General features: G+C 62.3%; 20 protein-coding genes. 11 read left to right on the top strand and 9 right to left on the bottom strand.

The features are described from left to right. Positions 1-202 precede the first annotated feature (202 nt). From E4M07_RS04490 to E4M07_RS04500, 3 genes are all read left to right on the top strand, one after another. On the top strand, positions 203-2095 hold the full coding sequence (locus E4M07_RS04490; RefSeq protein ID WP_136657071.1) for a PhoX family phosphatase: 1893 nt from the start codon (positions 203-205) through the stop codon (positions 2093-2095). Between the two features lie 200 nt (positions 2096-2295). After that, positions 2296-2694, top strand: coding sequence for a hypothetical protein (locus E4M07_RS04495; RefSeq protein WP_136657072.1), 399 nt, complete (start codon positions 2296-2298; stop codon positions 2692-2694). 38 nt (positions 2695-2732) lie between these two features. Beyond that, positions 2733-4247: a hypothetical protein gene (locus E4M07_RS04500; RefSeq protein ID WP_136657073.1), complete on the top strand. Its 1515-nt coding sequence runs from the start codon at positions 2733-2735 to the stop codon at positions 4245-4247. 9 nt (positions 4248-4256) lie between these two features. Here the strand turns inward: E4M07_RS04500 and E4M07_RS04505 are convergent, their stop codons facing one another. From E4M07_RS04505 to E4M07_RS04520, 4 genes are all read right to left on the bottom strand, one after another. Next, a complete protein-coding gene (locus E4M07_RS04505) occupies positions 4257-5468 on the bottom strand; it encodes an aminotransferase class I/II-fold pyridoxal phosphate-dependent enzyme (RefSeq protein ID WP_136657074.1) in 1212 nt (403 codons plus the stop codon). Between the two features lie 112 nt (positions 5469-5580). Next, on the bottom strand, positions 5581-6039 hold the full coding sequence (locus E4M07_RS04510) for a thioesterase family protein (protein WP_136657075.1): 459 nt from the start codon (positions 6037-6039) through the stop codon (positions 5581-5583). A 349-nt stretch (positions 6040-6388) separates the two neighbouring features. Continuing rightward, positions 6389-6832, bottom strand: coding sequence for a GNAT family N-acetyltransferase (locus E4M07_RS04515; protein ID WP_136657076.1), 444 nt, complete (start codon positions 6830-6832; stop codon positions 6389-6391). Then, the gene (locus E4M07_RS04520) at positions 6829-7890 is read right to left on the bottom strand and encodes an aminopeptidase (RefSeq protein ID WP_136657077.1); all 1062 of its coding nucleotides are present in this window, start codon (positions 7888-7890) and stop codon (positions 6829-6831) included. Before E4M07_RS04520 ends, E4M07_RS04515 begins: the two co-directional genes overlap by 4 nt. Positions 7891-8110: 220 nt before the next feature. On the opposite strand from E4M07_RS04520, the gene E4M07_RS04525 reads away from it, so the two are divergent. Further along, complete coding sequence (locus tag E4M07_RS04525; RefSeq protein ID WP_136657078.1) at positions 8111-8380, top strand: hypothetical protein; 270 nt, start codon at positions 8111-8113, stop codon at positions 8378-8380. 21 nt (positions 8381-8401) lie between these two features. Here the strand turns inward: E4M07_RS04525 and E4M07_RS04530 are convergent, their stop codons facing one another. The 3 genes from E4M07_RS04530 to E4M07_RS04540 all read right to left on the bottom strand — a co-directional run bounded on the left by E4M07_RS04530 (position 8402) and on the right by E4M07_RS04540 (position 10920). Then, the gene (locus E4M07_RS04530; protein WP_136657079.1) at positions 8402-8761 is read right to left on the bottom strand and encodes a hypothetical protein; all 360 of its coding nucleotides are present in this window, start codon (positions 8759-8761) and stop codon (positions 8402-8404) included. A gap of 201 nt (positions 8762-8962) precedes the next feature. After that, a complete protein-coding gene (locus tag E4M07_RS04535) occupies positions 8963-10369 on the bottom strand; it encodes a 1-acyl-sn-glycerol-3-phosphate acyltransferase (protein WP_136657080.1) in 1407 nt (468 codons plus the stop codon). A 317-nt stretch (positions 10370-10686) separates the two neighbouring features. Then, on the bottom strand, positions 10687-10920 hold the full coding sequence (locus E4M07_RS04540; protein WP_136657081.1) for a hypothetical protein: 234 nt from the start codon (positions 10918-10920) through the stop codon (positions 10687-10689). On the opposite strand from E4M07_RS04540, the gene E4M07_RS04545 reads away from it, so the two are divergent. Beyond that, entirely contained in the window at positions 10919-12088 is a 1170-nt protein-coding gene (locus E4M07_RS04545) for an alpha/beta fold hydrolase (RefSeq protein ID WP_136657082.1), read from the top strand. The two genes, E4M07_RS04540 and E4M07_RS04545, sit on opposite strands and share 2 nt — an antisense overlap. 27 nt (positions 12089-12115) lie before the next feature. Here E4M07_RS04545 and E4M07_RS04550 read toward each other — a convergent pair whose 3' ends face one another. Then, a complete protein-coding gene (locus E4M07_RS04550; RefSeq protein WP_136657083.1) occupies positions 12116-13180 on the bottom strand; it encodes a YEATS-associated helix-containing protein in 1065 nt (354 codons plus the stop codon). Between the two features lie 145 nt (positions 13181-13325). Between E4M07_RS04550 and E4M07_RS04555 the strand changes: the two genes are divergently transcribed. The 4 genes from E4M07_RS04555 (at position 13326) to E4M07_RS04565 (ending at position 14885) form a co-directional block, all read left to right on the top strand. Further along, complete coding sequence (locus tag E4M07_RS04555) at positions 13326-13523, top strand: hypothetical protein (RefSeq protein ID WP_136657084.1); 198 nt, start codon at positions 13326-13328, stop codon at positions 13521-13523. A gap of 175 nt (positions 13524-13698) precedes the next feature. After that, positions 13699-13845: a hypothetical protein gene (locus E4M07_RS29015; protein WP_169054078.1), complete on the top strand. Its 147-nt coding sequence runs from the start codon at positions 13699-13701 to the stop codon at positions 13843-13845. Between the two features lie 168 nt (positions 13846-14013). Next, positions 14014-14487 carry a DUF302 domain-containing protein gene (locus E4M07_RS04560; RefSeq protein WP_136657085.1) on the top strand — a complete coding sequence of 158 codons (474 nt, stop codon included), beginning with the start codon at positions 14014-14016 and terminating at the stop codon, positions 14485-14487. A 98-nt stretch (positions 14488-14585) separates the two neighbouring features. Then, entirely contained in the window at positions 14586-14885 is a 300-nt protein-coding gene (locus E4M07_RS04565; RefSeq protein ID WP_136657086.1) for a hypothetical protein, read from the top strand. Between the two features lie 43 nt (positions 14886-14928). On the opposite strand, the gene E4M07_RS04570 is transcribed toward E4M07_RS04565, so the two are convergent. Next, entirely contained in the window at positions 14929-16269 is a 1341-nt protein-coding gene (locus tag E4M07_RS04570) for an alkaline phosphatase family protein (RefSeq protein WP_169054079.1), read from the bottom strand. A gap of 191 nt (positions 16270-16460) precedes the next feature. Here E4M07_RS04570 and E4M07_RS04575 point away from each other — a divergent pair, with 191 nt between their 5' ends. Both E4M07_RS04575 and E4M07_RS29020 read left to right on the top strand, forming a co-directional pair. Then, complete coding sequence (locus E4M07_RS04575) at positions 16461-17171, top strand: DUF6065 family protein (RefSeq protein ID WP_136657088.1); 711 nt, start codon at positions 16461-16463, stop codon at positions 17169-17171. A gap of 77 nt (positions 17172-17248) precedes the next feature. Beyond that, the gene (locus E4M07_RS29020) at positions 17249-17737 is read left to right on the top strand and encodes a hypothetical protein (RefSeq protein WP_169054080.1); all 489 of its coding nucleotides are present in this window, start codon (positions 17249-17251) and stop codon (positions 17735-17737) included. Positions 17738-17834 lie beyond the last annotated feature (97 nt).

Below are 17834 nucleotides of genomic sequence, written 5' to 3' on the forward strand. Positions count from 1 at the left end.
GGCCACAACCCCAACCTCATGGGCTATTCTGTCGCCGGGAATGAACTTATGTCGCAAAACTGTCGTAAATCTGTAACGAGACCGACCCTAATTGTGCGCAAAAATGCCCCCAATACCCTGGAGGAGCCGGCGGAAAGTACCACGCCGCAACTCGGATGCCGGGATCGGCATGAATAGAGTAGACCAACAGAGAGGAGCCCGCATGTCTTCATCGCGTAGCGAAAACCTGTCATTCGACGATTTCGACGAAATCGTCAGTCCGCGTCCGGAAGAAAACGACTTCGACCGCATCGTCGAAGCCGCCATCGAACGCCGCGGGTTCCTCGGCGGCTCACTCGCCTTCGGCAGCTTCGCGCTGCTCGGGGGAACGCTGGTTCCGGCCGGCGCAAGAGCCGCATCGGACCGTTTCGCATTTTCGCAGATTCCGGCCAACAGCGAAGATACAGTCACCGTGCCCGAGGGCTACAACGCCGAGGTGCTGGTGCGCTGGGGCGATCCGCTGTGGTCCGACGGGGCCGAGTTCGACCCTGCCACGCGCGGCACGGCCAAGAGCCAGGCGGCGGCGTTCGGCGACAATATCGACGGCATGGAGGTCTACGCCGTCGGCGACAAGATGGTGCTGGTCGTCAACAATGAATACACCAACCGCGGGATCATCTGGGGCAATCGCAAGGAAGGCGAGACCGTCAATGACGACGACATCAACAAGGGCAAGATGGCCCATGGCGTGACGGTCGTTGAGATCAGGCCCGAAAGCGGCGGCTGGAGCATCGTCAAGGACAGCCCGTTCAACCGCCGTATTACGCCGGATACCGAGATGGAACTCACCGGACCGGCATCGGGTCACGATCTTCTGAAGACGGCCGCCGACCCGACGGGTACGAAGTCACTCGGCACCTGGAACAATTGCGGCAACGGCTCCACGCCCTGGGGCACCTACCTGACCTGCGAGGAGAACTTCAACGGCTACTTCTCCGCCGTGGATGAAAATCACCAGGTTTCCCCCGAGCTCAAGCGCTACGGCGTGTCGGCGAAAGACCGGGGTTACGGCTGGGCCAGCGTGGACGAGCGCTTCGACGTCTCCAGGCATCCGAATGAACCGAACCGGGCCGGCTACATCGTCGAGATCGATCCGCGCGACCCGAACGCAGTACCGAAAAAGCGCACGGCGCTCGGCCGCTTCAAGCACGAAAACGCCGAGACCGTCGTCAACAATGACGGCCGCATCGTCGTCTATATGGGTGACGACGAGCGCGGCGAGTTCCTCTATCGCTACGTCTCCGACGGCGTCTTCGCGCCGGGCGCGTCGACGGAAGATCTGCTGAACAACGGCACGCTTTCCGTCGCCAAGTTCGCCGATGACGGCACCGGCCAGTGGCTGGACCTGACACCGGAAACCACGGGCATGGGCAGCAAGGCCGAGATCTGTGTGCATACCCGCCAGGCCGGATCGGCCGTGGGCGCAACGACGATGGACCGTCCGGAATGGGTGACCTCCAATCCGAATTCGGCCGAGGTCTACTGCGCACTGACCAACAACAAGAACCGCGGCATCAAGCCGAACGCCGGCGGCGATCCGACACCGGTCGGCGGACCCAATCCGCGCGAGGCCAACAACTACGGCCAGATCGTGCGCTGGCGCCCGAAGGACGGCGACCATACGTCCAGGGACTTTACCTGGGATCTCTTCGTGCTCGCCGGCAATCCGGCGGTTCACCAGGACGCCAACAGGGGTTCGGACAACGTCAACGCGGACAACATGTTCAACTCGCCCGACGGGCTGAAGTTCGACTCGAACGGTATCCTGTGGATCCAGACCGACGGCAATTATTCCAACGAGGAAGGCTTTGCCGGCCATGGCAACAACCAGATGCTTGCGGGTGATCCGGTGACCGGCGAGATCCGCCGCTTCCTGGTCGGCCCGAGGGAATGCGAAGTCACTGGCCTGACCTGGAGCCCGGATCTGCGCACCATGTTTGTCGGCATCCAGCACCCGGGTGACCGTGGCGGCAGCCATTGGCCCGAGGGCGGCGACGCCGTGCCGCGCTCGGCCGTGATCGCCATCACCCGTAAGGATGGCGGCCCCATGGGCTGATCTCGATAGCCGGACCTGAAAAAAGATACCCTCGCTCTGGCAAGCGAGGGACTCTTCTATTTCTCCCTGGAGAATATTTTCAGTAATAACAATGTGTTGATTTCAATATCTAAAGTATATTTTAACTAAGGTGCGCCACGCGACCTTGGTAATATTCCGTTTGCCGGTTAGATTTCCATGCGGCAACCGGAGAGCGTGTGATGGATGCGAAAAAACCGAGTAAATCCGGCACGGGCGACGGAACAACAAGCGTAACAGATGAGACCGGCACGGGCGCCGGAACACAAGAGGCAACCGAAAAGACGACCCTGAATACGGCGGCCGATATCATGCGCGCCGCCACGGCGGCCTTCACGCGCGGCAACCGGGTTGAATCGAAAGAACTCTGCGAGCGCGTCATCGAGGAATTCCCGGATAGTCCGCAAGCCATTGAAGCGACGGAACTGAAGGCGAAGATCAGTGCTCAGGACGAACCGGGGGCGCTGACGATGATCTTCATCATCATTGCCGGACTCGGTTTCTGGTTTTTCGTCATCCACGGGTTGGGGCGCTCTTCGACGCCTGGAACGCGCGCACGTTCTGGGGCGACAACTGGCTGACCGTCATAATCGGCACGGCGGCATTTGCCCTTCTGGGCGTGGCGGTCAATGCGGCGGAGAAGAAGTTTCCGCAATGGTCGGAGAACACCAGGAATTTCGTGCTGGTTTTCGGCGCGATTCCGCTGATCATCATCGCGCTCGGCAGCATCACTTTCCTCGACCCGATCAAGCAGAAATATGTCATCGAATCGACGTTCATCACCGTCGTGTGCATTCTTCCGGCGGCCACCTATTACCTCTTCCTGCGCTCGCGCCGGCTGGGCATTCTCAACGAGTTCATCGGCAATCTGGGCCATTTCTCGCTCTACGAGCCCCGCCTGATCTATGATCCGGACAGGGAGCAGCAGGAGGAGAACGGCGAGGCTGGACGGGCACTGCGCCACGAATCCAACCGCGAAAGGCAGCTTCGCATCGAGGGCTATCTGCAGCGCTTCGAGGCGATGTACGGGCAATTGCGCTTTGACGACGGCCGCAATCTGCGCAGTTTCGCGACGTCTCTCATCGAGGCGTCGCAGCCGCGACAGGCCTCCGACAAGGGCGGAGCCGACAAGCGGACCGGCACCGGGGACGGCGGCATCTTCATGCCGGAAAGCCAGGTGCGGATCGCCGACATCTTCCAGGCCAACCTCGTCATCCCCATCGGCCTCGTCACCATCCTGTCGGGTGTCGGCTGGATGCTGTCGATCCACCCGGCCTGGGTTCCCGCTGCAACCAGCGGCGCGGGCGGAACGCCAAACCCCGAAGACTTCCGGCTGACGCTCGAACTGACACCGGTCAATTTCGCCTTCTTCGGCGCCTATTTCTTCGGCATCCAGATGCTTTTCCGGCGTTTCGTCATCCGCGACCTCAGCCCCAACGCCTTCATGGCTTTCGCCGTGCGCATCGTGCTTTCCGTGATCGCGGTTTGGGTGGCGGCCCTGTGCCTGCAGATACTGGGATCGTTCGGCAGCGAAACCAACGCATATGCCAATATCGCGACCAATCTCGCGCAGTCGAGCAACCAGTATCAGTGGCCGGCGTTCCTGCTGGTCCTCGCCTTCGTCATTGGCTTTTTCCCGCAGGTCCTCTGGCAGGTCATCAAGGCGATGTTCACCAAAGCGAAGATCGTCTCCGTCGCTGTGCCCGAGACAGACCAGGACCAGCCGCTTAGCCAGCTCGACGGCTTGACCATCTGGCACGCGGCGCGGCTGGAGGAGGAGGACGTCGAGAATGTCGGCAACATGGCGACGGTCGACGTGGTCGACGTCATGCTGCGCACCCAGATCCCGCCGGAAAGGCTGGTCTCATGGGTCGATCAGGCGATCCTGTACAGTGTGCTCGGCACCAAACACGGAAAAGCGGACAAGGGTGATACAACAGTCGAAAAACTACGCAAGCTGGGCATACGAAATGCCTCGCAGTATATCGCCAACTACAACGACCTGGCGGACAAGGGCAAGGCACTCAACGAGACGCTCGGCGGCGACGACAAGACCAATCCGGTCCACACGATCGCCTGCTCGATCAACAAGGAAGCGAATTTCCGGCTGATCAGGGCTTGGCGGGGTGTGTGACAGGACGTATCAGCCCAGCACCCGGTCCAGGTCCGCGATCAAGTCCTCGGCGTCCTCGAGGCCGACCGACAGGCGGAAGATGCCGTCGCCGGCATAGTCGCGGTAGCGCGCGAACTGTTTTCCCGACAGCCGGAAGGACGTTTCCATCATGCCGTCAGTCGGCAGCCACCAGATGAGCGAGCGGTGATGGCCGAGCGAGACGGCGTGGTGGATCACCTGCAACTCATTGGCCATGCGCGCGGCGAGCGCGTCGCCGGCTTTCGCATCGCCGACCTGGAAGGCCATCATGGCGGAGAAATTGTTCATCTGGCGCACCGCGAGCTCATGCTGCGGATGGCTGGCAAGGCCCGGATAGAGGACACGCTTCACCTTCGGGTGATCCTCAAGCCAAGCCGCAACCGCCATGGCGCCTTCCTGATGGGCGCGCATGCGCAGCGGTAATGTCGAGGTGCCGCGGGCGATCAGCCAGGCATTGAAGGGCGACAGGATGCCGCCATGGTGGATGGCGGCCTCGACGGTCAGCGCCTTGATGTCCTCGGCGCGCCCGCAGACGGCGCCGCCGATGGCGTCTCCGTGGCCGCCTATATATTTGGTGATCGAATGCATCACATAGTCGACGCCGAGCTCGGCTGACCGCTGACCGATGGGCGAGGCGAACGTGGCATCGCAGGAGTGCTTCGCGTTCGCGTCGCGGGCAATCCGGGAGATCGCCGCCAGGTCGGTCAGCCGCATGATCGGATTGGCCGGGGTCTCGGTATGGATCAACCGCGTGTTCGGCCGAACGGCCCCGGCGACCGCGTCGAGATCGGTCATGTCGATCAGCGAAACGGCAATGCCGAGCCGCGGAAGCGTGTCCCGTGCGAGTTCGGCGACGCCTGCATAGGAGACATCCGAGACGATGACATGGTCGCCGGCCGAAAGAACGGTGAGGAATATGGCGCTGGCCGCGGCCATGCCCGAGGCGAGGCACAGGCACGCCTCGGTTCCCTCGAGCGCCGCGATCTTGTCCTCGAGGGAACGCACCGACGGGTTCGCCCAGCGCCCGTAGATGAAGGGGCTGTCGTCGGTCAGATCATGCGCGGAAAAGCCGGCCACCTCGTCGGCAACATAGGTCGACGACATGACAATGTTGGGCGCCGAGGCGCCGGTCGCCGGATCCGGGCCTTCCCCGGCGTGGATCGCGGTTGTCGAAAGGCCCTTATAGGCATTGGATTTCGCCATTGTCGTCTCCTGATGCGTTCTGCCCGCATTAGCACGGAATCGGGGCCGGACACCGCCTGTGCGCGGCACACGGGCGGCGCATTGACGCGATTTACCGGTGAACCAGTCCGATCTAGTCCGACTGCGGGTGTCCGCTGTCCATGTCGACGAGGGCGCCGGGCTTCGACAGCGCGTCCTTGATGTCTTCGGGAATCGGGATCGACTTGATGTTGCCGTCTTCTTGGATCTGGGCGTGAATGCGGATGGCGCGGCCCATTGTGATCAGGTCGCCGGATGAGGAATGCTCGGCCCGGCAATCCCAGTGCAAGGTCGAGCGTGTCATCTTGGAAAGCTGGATGACGGTGCGGACGCGGTCGCCATAGGCCGCCGGGCCGATGAACTTGAAGTGCACGTCGCCCATGACGAAGGCGCTGCGGTTTTCGGCGATCATCCTGTTCGTCGGGAAGCCGATGGCGCGCAGGAGTTCGTGCTCCGTGTCGTTGAACCAGGCCAGCATGAGCGGGAAGTAGACCAGGCCGAACGGGTCCGATTCACCCCAGTTCACCGTTAGTTCGCGAGAATACATGATCATATGGGAACCCCCGGCATTTGATCGACTGCGCCACACTAATCCGATTGCCGGCAAAATGGAAAGCGCCACAGGCGCGGCGCACAAACCGCGGTGGGCGTGGTCCGGGTGGACCAGCGGCGGGAATCCGCGTATAAGGCCGTCAGGTTCAATTCAACGGAAGGAGGTGGTCCAATGTCTAGCGTTTTAACGTGTCGCGTTGGGACAGTGTTTATGGGTACTGCGAAGGAGCAGCCTCCTAGCACAGCCTGAAAACCGGATACGGGTCACCTGGTGACCGCGTTCGGTCCCTTCCGAACACGAAAAATGCGGGGCCACCCTTTCGGGTGGCCCTTTTCGTTTGCGGCACCGGCTACTTCCAGACCATTCGAACGTCCGGCATCCGCTCCTCGTTTCCCGATCCGTCGGTGAATTCCACTTCCTCGAAACCGAACTTCGCATAGAATTTGCGGGCCGCCCGGTTGTTCTGGAACGTCCAGAGCTGCAGCGACGATGCATCGCGCATCGCGTGCTGAATCAATCGCGTGCCGATTTCCCGGCGCCAATACGCCGGCGCCACGTATAGATGATGGATCCAGCCGTCGTTGACGGCAATAAAGCCGGCAGGCGCGCCGTCGAATTCGGCCACGCTGACCGCCTGGCCGGGCAGGACGTTGTGCGCAAAGAACCGGAAATCCTCCTCCGGCGAATGCAGATCGGGAAGCCACGGCATGGCAGCCGACCGGGCGGACCTGTGGATGCGCGCGATTTCCTCTGCATCCGACGGCGTCGCGGGTCTGATGATGAGGCGGCTCATCTCTCGCAGCGCGTCGCGCGTTCCAGCGCCTGGACGCGGCGGTCGCTTCCAAGCCGGGCGATGCGTTCGACGGCGCCGTAGTAGCGCTGGTAGTCGCCATCGCACAGTTCGAGAAGGCGCGAGAACGCGGGCTCCAGCTCGTTGTAGACCGCGATGGTCGCGAGCTTCGCGTTGTTTATCGGATCGTTGAACCAGGCGTCGTAGCCGTTGTAGCCGCCCCACTTGCGTGCCTTCAAGCGCCGGTAGCGGGCACGCAGCCGCTCGATGGCGGCGGCTTTTCGGGCGCGCTTGTCCGCGTCGGAGCCGCCGCCCGTGTAGATGCGGTGGAGTTCCTCACGGGTTTCCGCGATCAGCGCCTGGAAATCCGCATTGCGTTGTTGGCTCAGGCGATAACGCCTGAGCGCGGCCGTATCGCCCTTGTGCTCAAGCCACAGGACCGTGCCGCTGTCTTCTACGGAAACGGCAAACGCCTCGTTGAAGGCGCTGTCTCCCTGCACGTAGACGACCTGGTGGGAAAGCTCGTGGAAAATGACGCTGGCGAGGTAGGTCTCGCCGCGCAGAAACATGGTGTTCAATAGCGGATCGCTGGTCCATCCGAGCGTTGAATAGGCCGGGATGCCGGCGACATAGACGTCGTCGCCCTGGTCGGCCAGTCCCTGCGCGTATTCGAACGCCTCTTCCCTCGAAAAATAACCGCGATAGGGCACGCATCCGACGACCGGAAAACACCAGGTGCGCACCTCGAGCGACAGTTCCGGGGTCGCGAACACGGCCCAGGTGACATATTCGCGCCCGGTATCGACATAGGACCGGTAGCTCCTGTTGTCGGGAAGGGCCAGGCGCTCTGAGGCGAAGGCGCGGATGGCGCGGGCTTCGCCGAGCTGGGCCCTGAGGTCCGGCCCGCTCTCCGGATCGTCAATCAGGCGATCGACCGGCCGGCCGGCATTGACGAGGCTCAGATGACCGCCCAGCGACTGGGAATAGTAGGAGATGCTCTCGCAGCCTGCGAGCGCGAAGAGCAGAACGGCCGTCAAAAACACGCGGATCGTGGGCGACATGGCGGCGACATTAGCACGGACGCTTTTTCATGGAAGCCATGATCGGTCCACCAGGCCAGTGTTTTCCAGGCCGGCTTACCGCGTGCTAAGGTTCGTGGAACCGCAAGCCATGCCCCAGGCCAGGTGCTGGCGGGCGAATAACGGCCGTCGGCATCCGTTACGTGCCGAAAAACAAGAAGCCGGCTTCTCAATCCGTGGAACAGGACGGGATGCGCGAACCATGCCGGAAATGCTGAACTTGATCGGGGCGCTCTACGTTTGCAACCTGCTGGCGGAGCAGGGGCCGCTGACGCGTCAGCAGATTACCGAGTGCGGGCAGTATCAGGAGGCCGTGAAAATGCGGTTTCTGACGTCAAACGAAATCGAAGACATGCGGGGGCGGCCCCTGGCGGAACGCTACATGATTTCCCTAAAGGGTTACGAGCGCTTCAAGGCGTGGGAAATGGCGAACCCCGATATCGTCGAGCGGCTTCGCGGCGTCGTGCGGTAACCGTCGTGACTTCCGGCTGGGTCAATCCTTCCAGACCTTGTAGCCGAATCCGGTCCTGTATTCCCCCGGCGCCGTCCGATACCAGTGGAAACAGTCTTCCCGTCCGGCGCGAAAGGAACTTCCGAGAACAGTGCACATCTGGTCGCCGTCCATCCTCCAGGTGCCACCGTATGCTCTGCCGGCTGCGCTGTAGTTCATGACGCCGTTGGATTTGTATTTCAGCCTGCCGGAATAGGCGCCCGCAAAGTACGAGAACTCCGTACCGATAATTTCCGACCTGATTTGCCGTGCCGAAAGTGTCTCGCCCTTTGGTCCGGTCGTTGTGCATCCGGTAATGGCGGTCGTTGCGATCATGGCAATGCCGATCGCTGTGGCGCTCATTTTGTCCATGAGTTCCCCCTTAGGCCGTGCAGGAGCCCATTTGCCAAGCCATCCGACCTGGCGGCTCGCTGCATCTGGTTTGCAGTAATAACTGCTTGCCGACAGGTAACAGTGAATTTTTAAGTTGTGCAACCGGTGTTTGTATTATTGCAAATTAACGTAAACAGAGGTTGCTGCAGTACAGTCCGAGATTAGTCCGGTTCAAGCCAGATGCCGGACGGCGTTGGCGTAATAGGCAACCAGCGGGGCGTCGCCGGGTGCGATGTGCAGCATGCCGTCGGCATCCTCGGTGACGATCCGGCGCAGGGTGAGCATGCGCAGGCCGACGGAAACCTCGTAATCCCGATCGTCATGGGCAATGTGCACATGGGCACCGGCCTCGATCAGCCGGTCGATCAATGCGTCGACACGCGCCTTCAGAGCCAGCCGGTCCAGCTTTTCACCGCCGGCCTCATCGAGCGCCAGCGCAACCAGCGAGACGGGCAGGGCGGGAATCAGCTTGCCGACATCCGCCATCAGCAATTCGCCGAGTTCCAGCGTCAGTGCCGCGTGCTCCGCTTCGTCGAGCGCCGCCCAGTGGGTCACATCCCTTTCTTTGAGGAAAGCCGTCAGCGAGACGGGCCGGCCGAAGGAGACGCTGGCATAGCCGAAGCGGTGCCAGCGGCCGGCGAGGCGCAGGCGCAGGTTCTTCCAGAGAAAAGCCAGCGTCGTTGCCGTCTTCTGCCTGGTGGTGCGCGGAGCGCTGCCGTCGTCCGCGGCCATCAGCGAGCGGTCCTCCAGAACGCGATCGTAGTTGAGTCCGACCGGGATGAAGACGGTGTCGTACGGGGCATTTTCCCTGGCCGACAATATGTAGGACAGGAGCCCGAGCTTGACCGGCCGCAGCTTGCCGTCACGCGACAGGCCGCCCTCGGGGAAGATTGCCTGGGTGACGCCCGATTCCGTCGCCATGCGCACATAGCTTGCCAGCACGCGCCGGTAGAGCCGGTTGCGGGCGTTGCGGCGGATGAAATAGGCGCCGGTCGCGCGGATCAGCGTCTGCAGCACCGGCAGTCGCGCCCACTCGCCCACCGCGTAGGACAGCGCGGACGTGGCCGAGGCGAGGTAGGTGACAAGCACATAATCCATATTGGAGCGGTGGTTCATGACGAAGACGACCGAGGCGTCGGCGGGGACCGCGGACAATGCCTCGGAATCGGAATAGCCAAGGCGGACCCGGTAGAGCGCGGTCGATAGCCAGCGGGCAAGGCGGGTGCCGATGCGGAAATAGACATAGGCGTTGAAGGCCGGCACGATCTCGCGGGCATAGCGCTCGGCGGTGTCGATGGCGACTTCGACCGGCATGCCTTCCTCGCGCGCATATTCCTCGGCGGCGGCGAGCACATCCGGATCATGCGCGACGCGGTCGACGACGATGCTCCGGCCGGTGGTGCGGAACGGCCTGATCTTCAGCTTCAGGCGCGTGTTGAGCTCGTCGATTGCGCGGTTGGCGCGCCGGTGCAGATACCAGCGCACCGACGGTGTCAGCAGCCGGTCGACCAGTCCGACCAGCGCCAGAACCCCGGCAAGCACCACGAGCCACAGCGGCAGTTCAACGGATTCCCCCATGGGGCGCATATTCGGCTGGCGGCGCGCGTTTGGCAACGGCGTGTGTTGTTGGAGCGGCAGCTATTACGCATATCCGACTACATGGGGTCGCTTGGCCCGATGCACCGCACCACAAAGAAAATGATTATCAAAGCAATGATCAGCGGTGAAAGGAACCGCACGACAGCGAACTGTGCTCTAACCATGTCAGCGAATTTCCGAATTTCTCTGTTAAGAAAATTCCCTTTAGCTTTTGATTTAATTAAATATTTTTCGGCGACCAATACGGCAGCGATGAGGCAGATGACAACTAATATGCTCTGCAACATCCTTCGATCTCACATTTTGGTTGTGATCAGCAGCCGGTCGACCAGACCGACCAGCGCCAGAACCCCGGCAAGCATCACGAGCCATAGCGGCAGTTCAACGGATTCCCCCATGGACGCATATTCGGTGGTCGCGGCGGCTTTGGCAACGCCGCATTGCCGGTGTGCATTGATTTCGCGGGCGGCGTGTGCAATCTCGAAGACAGTGTTTTGTTTGATACCCGCCGGGATGTAGATCGCAACCATGACCGCCTTCACCGCTCCAAGGTTTCTTCCGGCACTGGTGATACTGCTTTCGGTCCTGGTCTCGGGCTGCGTGAGCGACCCCGCCGTCTTCAACACCAAACATGTGGACGCCTCCGAGGTGGCCGCGGTCAAGACCGTGTTCGCGGCGACAAGCCGCAAGGCGAGCGGCGATCCGGCGCAGATGTTCTCAGAGGAACGGTCCAAGGCGCTCAGCTATGTGGAGCTCGAAGTCGGTATTCCGAAGGGACACCGGCCCGGAAGGGTCGAGAGCGCGACCACGGAACCCGACCCGGCAAAGCACTTCACCCTGGTCAACCGGCGAAGCATCGCCGGCGAAGCGGCCCTGCGACGCGATCTCAACCGGGAACTCGGCCGGCTTCCGGCCGGCGAACGGGAGCTCTTCGTCTTCGTGCACGGCTTCAACAACAGTTTTCCGAGCGGCGTGTTCCGCCAGACGCAGATGCTTACCGACTTCGGCGCGCAGGTGGTTGCGCTCAACTATTCATGGCCGTCGGCCAGCCGGCCCGAGGGTTATGTCTATGACCGCGACAGCGCCATCTTCGCGCAGGACGGGCTGGTCGACGTGCTGCGGCTTGCGGTTTCGACACGCGCGGAGCACGTGACCGTGTTCGCCCATTCAATGGGTTCGCTCGTCACCGTGCAGGCTTTGCGTTCGCTGGTGACCGCCGGCGACCGGCGCACGCTGACCGGGATCGACACAGTGGTGCTGGCGGCTCCGGATGTCGATATCGATGTCTTCGATGCCGTGATCACCGATATCGGTCCGAACAGGCCGCGGGAATTCGCGGTGCTTGTCTCAGATAACGACAGGGCGCTGAATCTCTCGAGCACCCTGCGCGGCGGCCATCCGAGGGTCGGCCAGAGCGAGACGGCTGCGTTCCTGCAGGAACGGGGCATCATCGTGCTCGATGTCTCCGATCTCGATGGCGGTGGCCACGAGACATTCGCCGGATCGCAGGCATTGATCGAGATGGTGCGCAGCGACGCGTTGCGGCAGACTTTTGACAGCGCGGCGCAGAACCAGCAGACGGCGACGGTGGTCAACGACGCCGGCGACGCCGCCTCGCTGCTGATCCTTTTGCCGACGCGCATGCTTTCCTCCGTCGGAGGAGACGGCAGCCAGGCGCCCATCCGCATCGAAAACTGAACCCGCCAGAGCGACTGGACGGGCGCGCTATTTCATTTCCGCCCAGCCCTTGGTGGCGAGCTTCCATCGCGGCAGGCCGCGTCTTGTGCTCTCAAGCTCGCGGACATAGCCGGCGCTCGCAAGGCGCAAAAGACGCGTGCGCACGGAGCGGTAGGTCTCGTTCGCGTGGTTGGCGGTCTCGGTTAGCACGGGGTCGGTTCGGATTCCCTTGATGGACCGCCGGGTGTTGGGCTTGGCAGCGAGTGCCTTCAGAATGAGGCGGTCCAAATCGCTGAGCTGGAAACCCTGGATCTGGTCGGCTTGCTTCTGCTCCGCTTGGGCTCGTTGCTCGGCAGCGCGTTCCTCGTCGGTCGGCTCATTGGCATTTCCTGTGTCGTCGTCGGGATCATCGTGCTGTACCTTTTCTCCCGAAAATTGCCGCGTCAGTTCCTGGCGCAAGGCATCCACCCGGGCATCGATTTCCGGCTCGCGCGCCTGTTCCAGAAGCTCCGCGCGCTGCTGCGCGGTTTCGGCTTCATCGCGGGCCTGCTTTGCCTCTGAAGAAGCCTCGGCCGCCTGCTGCAAAATCTTCGCTGACAGGTTCTGCAGAAAAGTGGGCGATGAAATTGCCGCCAGGACGCAAAAGCCGCCTATAAGAGCAAGGCTCGTGTAGGCTGACGCCAAAGCTTCGGCATTTTTGGTATTTCCTGCGCTCATGAGGAAATTCGTCAGTATGTTCTTGTCGACCCCAAGCGCCGCGATCTGCAGGAATACGGGAATAACGAAGGAAGCGGCGACGCCCATCAGCAGGCACTGGTGCAGCAGGCGGTTTGCCCGAAAACGCCGCCACCAGTTCCGGTTGTCCTCGGCTCCGTCGTCGTCCTTGTTTTCCGGCTTTTCCGGCACGCGCAGAAAATAGTTCACCGTGCCGCCCAGCAGACCGGCCAGCAGCATGACCAAGATCAGCAATACGGCATTCCAGCCCATGCCTGAAGCGGAGATGTTTCCGGCTGCCTGTGTGGCCGCATCCGTAGCCGCTGTTGCTTCCATATCGCCCTCCGGTTTTTGAACTGCCCGCACGGCGATCTTACACGATCGCCGTACCGCGGCCATTGCGAAACGCGCGACATTCCAGGCGCATGTTCCGGGATTTCCCGGACGGTGCTATGGTAACCTGATCGCGCTGTTCATTGTCGCCCGGAGGACCGGTCGCCGGTCAGCCGGTTGTCGCGGCGACATCCACGCACTGGAGGATGCCATGCTTTATTCGCTTGCCCATCTTGAAACGGACAAACTCAAGGCGATCCAGAAACTGGAGAAGGAAATCGGCAGCCCGGTGGTGGCGCTGGAGGGCGTCGACGCCGAGACCGCCGCGCTGCCGGACGAAAAGCTGAAGAAGCTGCAGGAACTGGAATCGCGGCTTGGCGTCGTGCTCGTCGCGGTCAAGCCGCACTAACCGGGCGCGCAGCCAAACGGCAGCTGTTTTCATTTTTACCCACGCGGCGAAGCGATCGCCGGCGGCCGGGCTTGGCCGTTCCGGCTGGTCGGTGCCCGTTACATATTTTTAATTTGAACTTCCGCCATCCGATCAACACATCCCGTGCAAGCAACCAGGGATACGGATCACGACCATGACGACACCGGTTTCGGAACTGCGCCGGCGCGCCGCGCAGCACAATGTTGAACGGCTCATGAGCCTCGGGCGGAAACGGACAGCCCAGGAAGACGACTTGCTCGCGGCCAGTTTTCGCATTGCCTACGCCACGTTGGCGCGTTAGAGGCCGCGAAGCCGTGCCGGTCCCTGGTGGCCGGAAACATGCCGTTTGTCGGCGTGCGTCGCCAATCGCAAAGAGTTGATCTCCGTCCCAGCCGATTTCGGCGTTCCGCCACATTGCTGCCCCTATAATCCGGACGACCCGAAGCCGCGGTGTATAAGAGGTGGAACCATGCGAATTGTGCTGTGCGGATTTTTTGCCCTCCTTTTGTCGTCGAGCCTTGCCTATGCGCAGCCGATCGCGCCGCGCGAAGGCTGGCAGGTCTTCGACACGGATCTTTCCTTTTCGGCACTGGTCGAGCGGCTCGAGGCGGCAATCAAGGCGGAAAACATGGGCCTCGTCACCCAGGCGAGCGCCTCGGCGGGTGCAAGGGCGCAAGGCTTCGAGATCGCCGGCAACCGGGTGATCGGCGTCTACCGCAACGACTACGCGCGGCGCATGCTCGAAGCCAGCATCGCCGCCGGGATCGAGGCGCCCATCCGTTTCTACATCGTCGAGGATCCGGACGGCGGGGCAACGCTTGCGTGGAAAACGCCGAGTTTCGTCTTCGCGCCCTATATGGATGAAGGCGGCGCGGATCTTCGGGCGCTCGCGGCGGAGCTGGACGGCGTGTTCGCGGCGATCGCGAAACGGGCGCTGGAGTAAGCCGTCCTGTTACTGCTGTCAGGGACTGCCCGGCACTGATCCGTTGGCCGGGCCCATCCGTATCTTTCAATCGACGTTCCCGACGACGGAGATGTGCAATGAAAGTTCTGACTTCGGCGTCAGCCGCACTGGCGACAATCCTCCTCGGAACTGCGGCGACCGGGCACGCCCAGGCGCAGCAGCTCACCAACAACATGACCTGCGCCCAGGCCAAGGCGATGTACGAGGCCCAGGGCCGCGTGCAGACGCGCACGCGCACCGGCACTGTGCTGCCGATCTACGGCGGCGTGCCGGAGGCGAAAGGACGGTTTTTACGCTGCGGACGCACCAACACGGCCCGCCCCGTATCGGTGATCACAAGCGACAGCAACAGCTGCACGATCGCCTATAAGTGCTAGAGGCAGACGCCTCGGGGCGTACGCCGGAAAGGGCATGCCCCTGTCAACGGCCGACGGCGGTCTCGATCAGCCCGGCAAGCTGGTACAGGTTGCTGACGCCGTCGCCGGCCTCCTTCAGTGTATCGCCGCAGAGGATCAAGGCGCCGCCCGAAACATGGTTGCCGGACCGCATCGCCGGCGCATCGGCGGTGATTTCGCCGAGCGCGGCGGAATAGACCGTGTGTGGAAACCGGCCGGGGGCGCATGTCGCGACGATGTCCGGGAAAAGAATGTCAGTCCTGCCCTGCGTATTCCACAGCGGGCGCTCAACCGAGACGAACACTTCCCCGCCGGTCTCCTTGTCCCGTAATTCTCGCAGCAGGGTCTCGGCAAAAACGCAGACCTCGCTTTTCCTGCTGCCCCAGGGCTGCGCGATGTGGACCGCCAACAGGTTGTCGTTGGCCGTTACCGGCTCACAGACGGCAGTGCTCCGCTTTCTCAGCCGCCTTGCAAGCGCCTGAACACTCGCCAGACCGGGTCGTTCGAACCGGCGCCGCAATTCGGTGTCCAGACCGGCGCACAGCGCTTCGCTCAAATGCCAGACCGAACCGTTCGGAACCATATCGTAGGGCGAAAAGACCATGATGCCAGCATCTTCTCCCGCGGCATCCACCAGTTCTCCGACCGCTTCGTCGAGCGCGCAATGGATGTCGGCAACCGGATCGTAATCGGGCTTTTCGCCCGGCCGGTGCAGATGCCACAACATGTGGCCGGCGCAGTGGGCCTCCTTGAAGCCGATGATAAAGAGGTCCCAGTCCTCCCGGCCGAGGTGGTGCAGGCCGCATTGCAGTTTCTGCCGGACGGTCCGCTTGAGGTGATCGGCGAAATCGCGGCCTTCGTCGCCGTCGATCGCGTGGGAATAATAGTCGCAGCGGCTTTCCGGCGAGGCACCGAAATCGCGGACGGTCTCGCCGGCGAGCGATGCGGGAAAACTCACGGGTTCATCGCGATACTTGCCGTGTACGAGCCAGTCCGAGATCTGGAATCCGTCGAGTTCCACCGGGTCGGGGCATTTGGGAACATCGATGACGGCGACCCGCCTGCCGCCGCCCGACAGTTTCGCCCAGAACGTCGCGCGGCCGTCTTCCCTCTGGAAGACCATCCGGTTCCTGCCGTTCGCGCGCCTTTCCAGAAAGCTGAAGCGGCCGTGGCTCGACGGCGGCGCCCCGAAACAGAACGATGCCCAGGGGGAATCGTCCGTGAACTCGCCTGAATTGTCCATGCGGGAAAAGGAGCCGCGCGCCATCAATTTTGCGATGTTGGGAAGCCGGCCAGCCTCGGCAAGCGCAAGGAGCATGCCGCAATCCGCGCCATCAAGCGCGATGATCAACAGTTTAGCACCCAAGCTGCTCGTCCCCACTGCCAGCCGTGCCGCACCGCCAATGATGATGGTCAAATTGGCAAGGATGTCAAATGGTTGCCGCCAGGCCGTGCCCCACGCCATCGCCGCGTTGCGAGGTTTGGCGCACCGCGATGGAATAAACTACCTTGCCGACCGTTTTCCCCGGATCAGCGTGACGCGAAAGGTCTGCCGACATGTTTTTCCGAGTGGACGAACCCAAGATCGAATTCCTGTGCCGGCCGCGGGACGAGGGCGTCATCCCGGTGCCCGTGCCGGCGAAGTCATACCTGCCGGACTGGTTCCGCAGGCTGAAGCCGATCACCGAGGCGGCGGCCTCGCCGACCAGCAGCGGGCTGACGGTCAAGCGCTGCATGCCGTTTCTCGATGCCATGACGACGGGCTGGATACTGCCGCTCGCGGCCACGGTCCGCCTCGAGATCGCCGATGGCGGAACGACTGTGAATTCCGGATGGGATTTCGACCGGGAAATGGTGAGCGGCCACGGCGCCCATCAGATCAGGGGGCACCCGAAGAGCCATCTGCCGCCGTGCAAGTTCCACAACTACTGGACGATCCGCACGCCGCCCGGCTGGAGTTGCCTGTTCGTCGATCCGCTGAACCGGCCGAACGGCGTATTCGAGGTCATCTCCGGGGTCGTCGATACCGACACCTACGTCTCGGAGATCCATTTCCCGTTTCTGGCGACCGGGGCCGACGGCCTTCATGTCATCGAGAGGGGTTCACCGCTCGTTCAGGTCATCCCGTTCCGGCGGGAGGCGGCGTCGCTCGAAGCGGACATTCGGGCCGAAACCGAGGGTGAATGCGCCGACCGCGAGCGCATCCTGCGCAGCACCTGCGCCGCACCCGGATGGTATCGCGACAACGCCAGGGCACGCCGCGCGTAGTCCGCATTTTAACAGGTCTGAGTATACGGTCTCCGGCCAAAAAAGGCCGGCTTGCGCCGGCCAGTCGGGGGAGGCGTGTGTTCCCGCTTCAGCTGTTCGAACTTGAGTTGGAGCTCGAATTCGAACTGCTGTTCGAGCTTGAGTTTGAGCTGGAATTCGAACTGGAATTTGAGCTTGAGTTCGAGCTTGAATTCGAGCTGGAATTGGAGCTCGAGTTGGAACTGGAATTCGAGCTTGAGTTCGAGCTGGAATTGGAACTCGAGTTAGAACTTGAGTTGGAGCTCGAATTCGAGCTCGCGTTAGAACCCGCGCTCGTGTTGCTCGCGCTGCGGTGGTGCCGATCGCTGTCGCCGCCCTTGATGAATGTGCTCATGAAGCGGGAAAGACCGTTCTTGCCGCCGTCGTCGGCCATCGCCGGCGGGGCGACCGCGCCTGAGCCGAGAAGCAGCGCTCCGACTATTCGGGATATCCTTTTCATCTACGTTCTCCTTCATGCCCCGATCGGGGCGGCTGCGGGCGCCGAGCCGTTCACACCGGTGCATGAGGTCGGCCCAACGCCCTGTTAGTCAACGCTCCGCGTCTGGGTGCGGATCGCTGACGGGAAGGAAAACGGATGGGAAGGGGTTTTATTCCGCCGGCGGGAATTTCGTGCGTGGTACTGGC

It is taken from the genome of Nitratireductor sp. XY-223, assembly GCF_004959855.1.
Lineage (GTDB): Bacteria > Pseudomonadota > Alphaproteobacteria > Rhizobiales > Rhizobiaceae > Hoeflea_A.

Bases quoted from the DNA above. Each gene is read 5' to 3' on its own strand.
- E4M07_RS04490 (WP_136657071.1), top strand. From the start codon at position 203: ATGTCTTCATCGCGTAGCGAAAACCTGTCATTCGACGATTTCGACGAA.
- E4M07_RS04495 (WP_136657072.1), top strand. From the start codon at position 2,296: ATGGATGCGAAAAAACCGAGTAAATCCGGCACGGGCGACGGAACAACA.
- E4M07_RS04505 (WP_136657074.1), bottom strand. From the start codon at position 5,468: ATGGCGAAATCCAATGCCTATAAGGGCCTTTCGACAACCGCGATCCAC.
- E4M07_RS04510 (WP_136657075.1), bottom strand. From the start codon at position 6,039: ATGATCATGTATTCTCGCGAACTAACGGTGAACTGGGGTGAATCGGAC.
- E4M07_RS04515 (WP_136657076.1), bottom strand. From the start codon at position 6,832: ATGAGCCGCCTCATCATCAGACCCGCGACGCCGTCGGATGCAGAGGAA.
- E4M07_RS04520 (WP_136657077.1), bottom strand. From the start codon at position 7,890: ATGTCGCCCACGATCCGCGTGTTTTTGACGGCCGTTCTGCTCTTCGCG.
- E4M07_RS04525 (WP_136657078.1), top strand. From the start codon at position 8,111: ATGCCGGAAATGCTGAACTTGATCGGGGCGCTCTACGTTTGCAACCTG.
- E4M07_RS04530 (WP_136657079.1), bottom strand. From the start codon at position 8,761: ATGAGCGCCACAGCGATCGGCATTGCCATGATCGCAACGACCGCCATT.
- E4M07_RS04535 (WP_136657080.1), bottom strand. From the start codon at position 10,369: ATGGGGGAATCCGTTGAACTGCCGCTGTGGCTCGTGGTGCTTGCCGGG.
- E4M07_RS04545 (WP_136657082.1), top strand. From the start codon at position 10,919: ATGACCGCCTTCACCGCTCCAAGGTTTCTTCCGGCACTGGTGATACTG.
- E4M07_RS04540 (WP_136657081.1), bottom strand. From the start codon at position 10,920: ATGGTTGCGATCTACATCCCGGCGGGTATCAAACAAAACACTGTCTTC.
- E4M07_RS04550 (WP_136657083.1), bottom strand. From the start codon at position 13,180: ATGGCCGCGGTACGGCGATCGTGTAAGATCGCCGTGCGGGCAGTTCAA.
- E4M07_RS04555 (WP_136657084.1), top strand. From the start codon at position 13,326: ATGCTTTATTCGCTTGCCCATCTTGAAACGGACAAACTCAAGGCGATC.
- E4M07_RS29015 (WP_169054078.1), top strand. From the start codon at position 13,699: ATGACGACACCGGTTTCGGAACTGCGCCGGCGCGCCGCGCAGCACAAT.
- E4M07_RS04560 (WP_136657085.1), top strand. From the start codon at position 14,014: ATGCGAATTGTGCTGTGCGGATTTTTTGCCCTCCTTTTGTCGTCGAGC.
- E4M07_RS04565 (WP_136657086.1), top strand. From the start codon at position 14,586: ATGAAAGTTCTGACTTCGGCGTCAGCCGCACTGGCGACAATCCTCCTC.
- E4M07_RS04575 (WP_136657088.1), top strand. From the start codon at position 16,461: ATGTTTTTCCGAGTGGACGAACCCAAGATCGAATTCCTGTGCCGGCCG.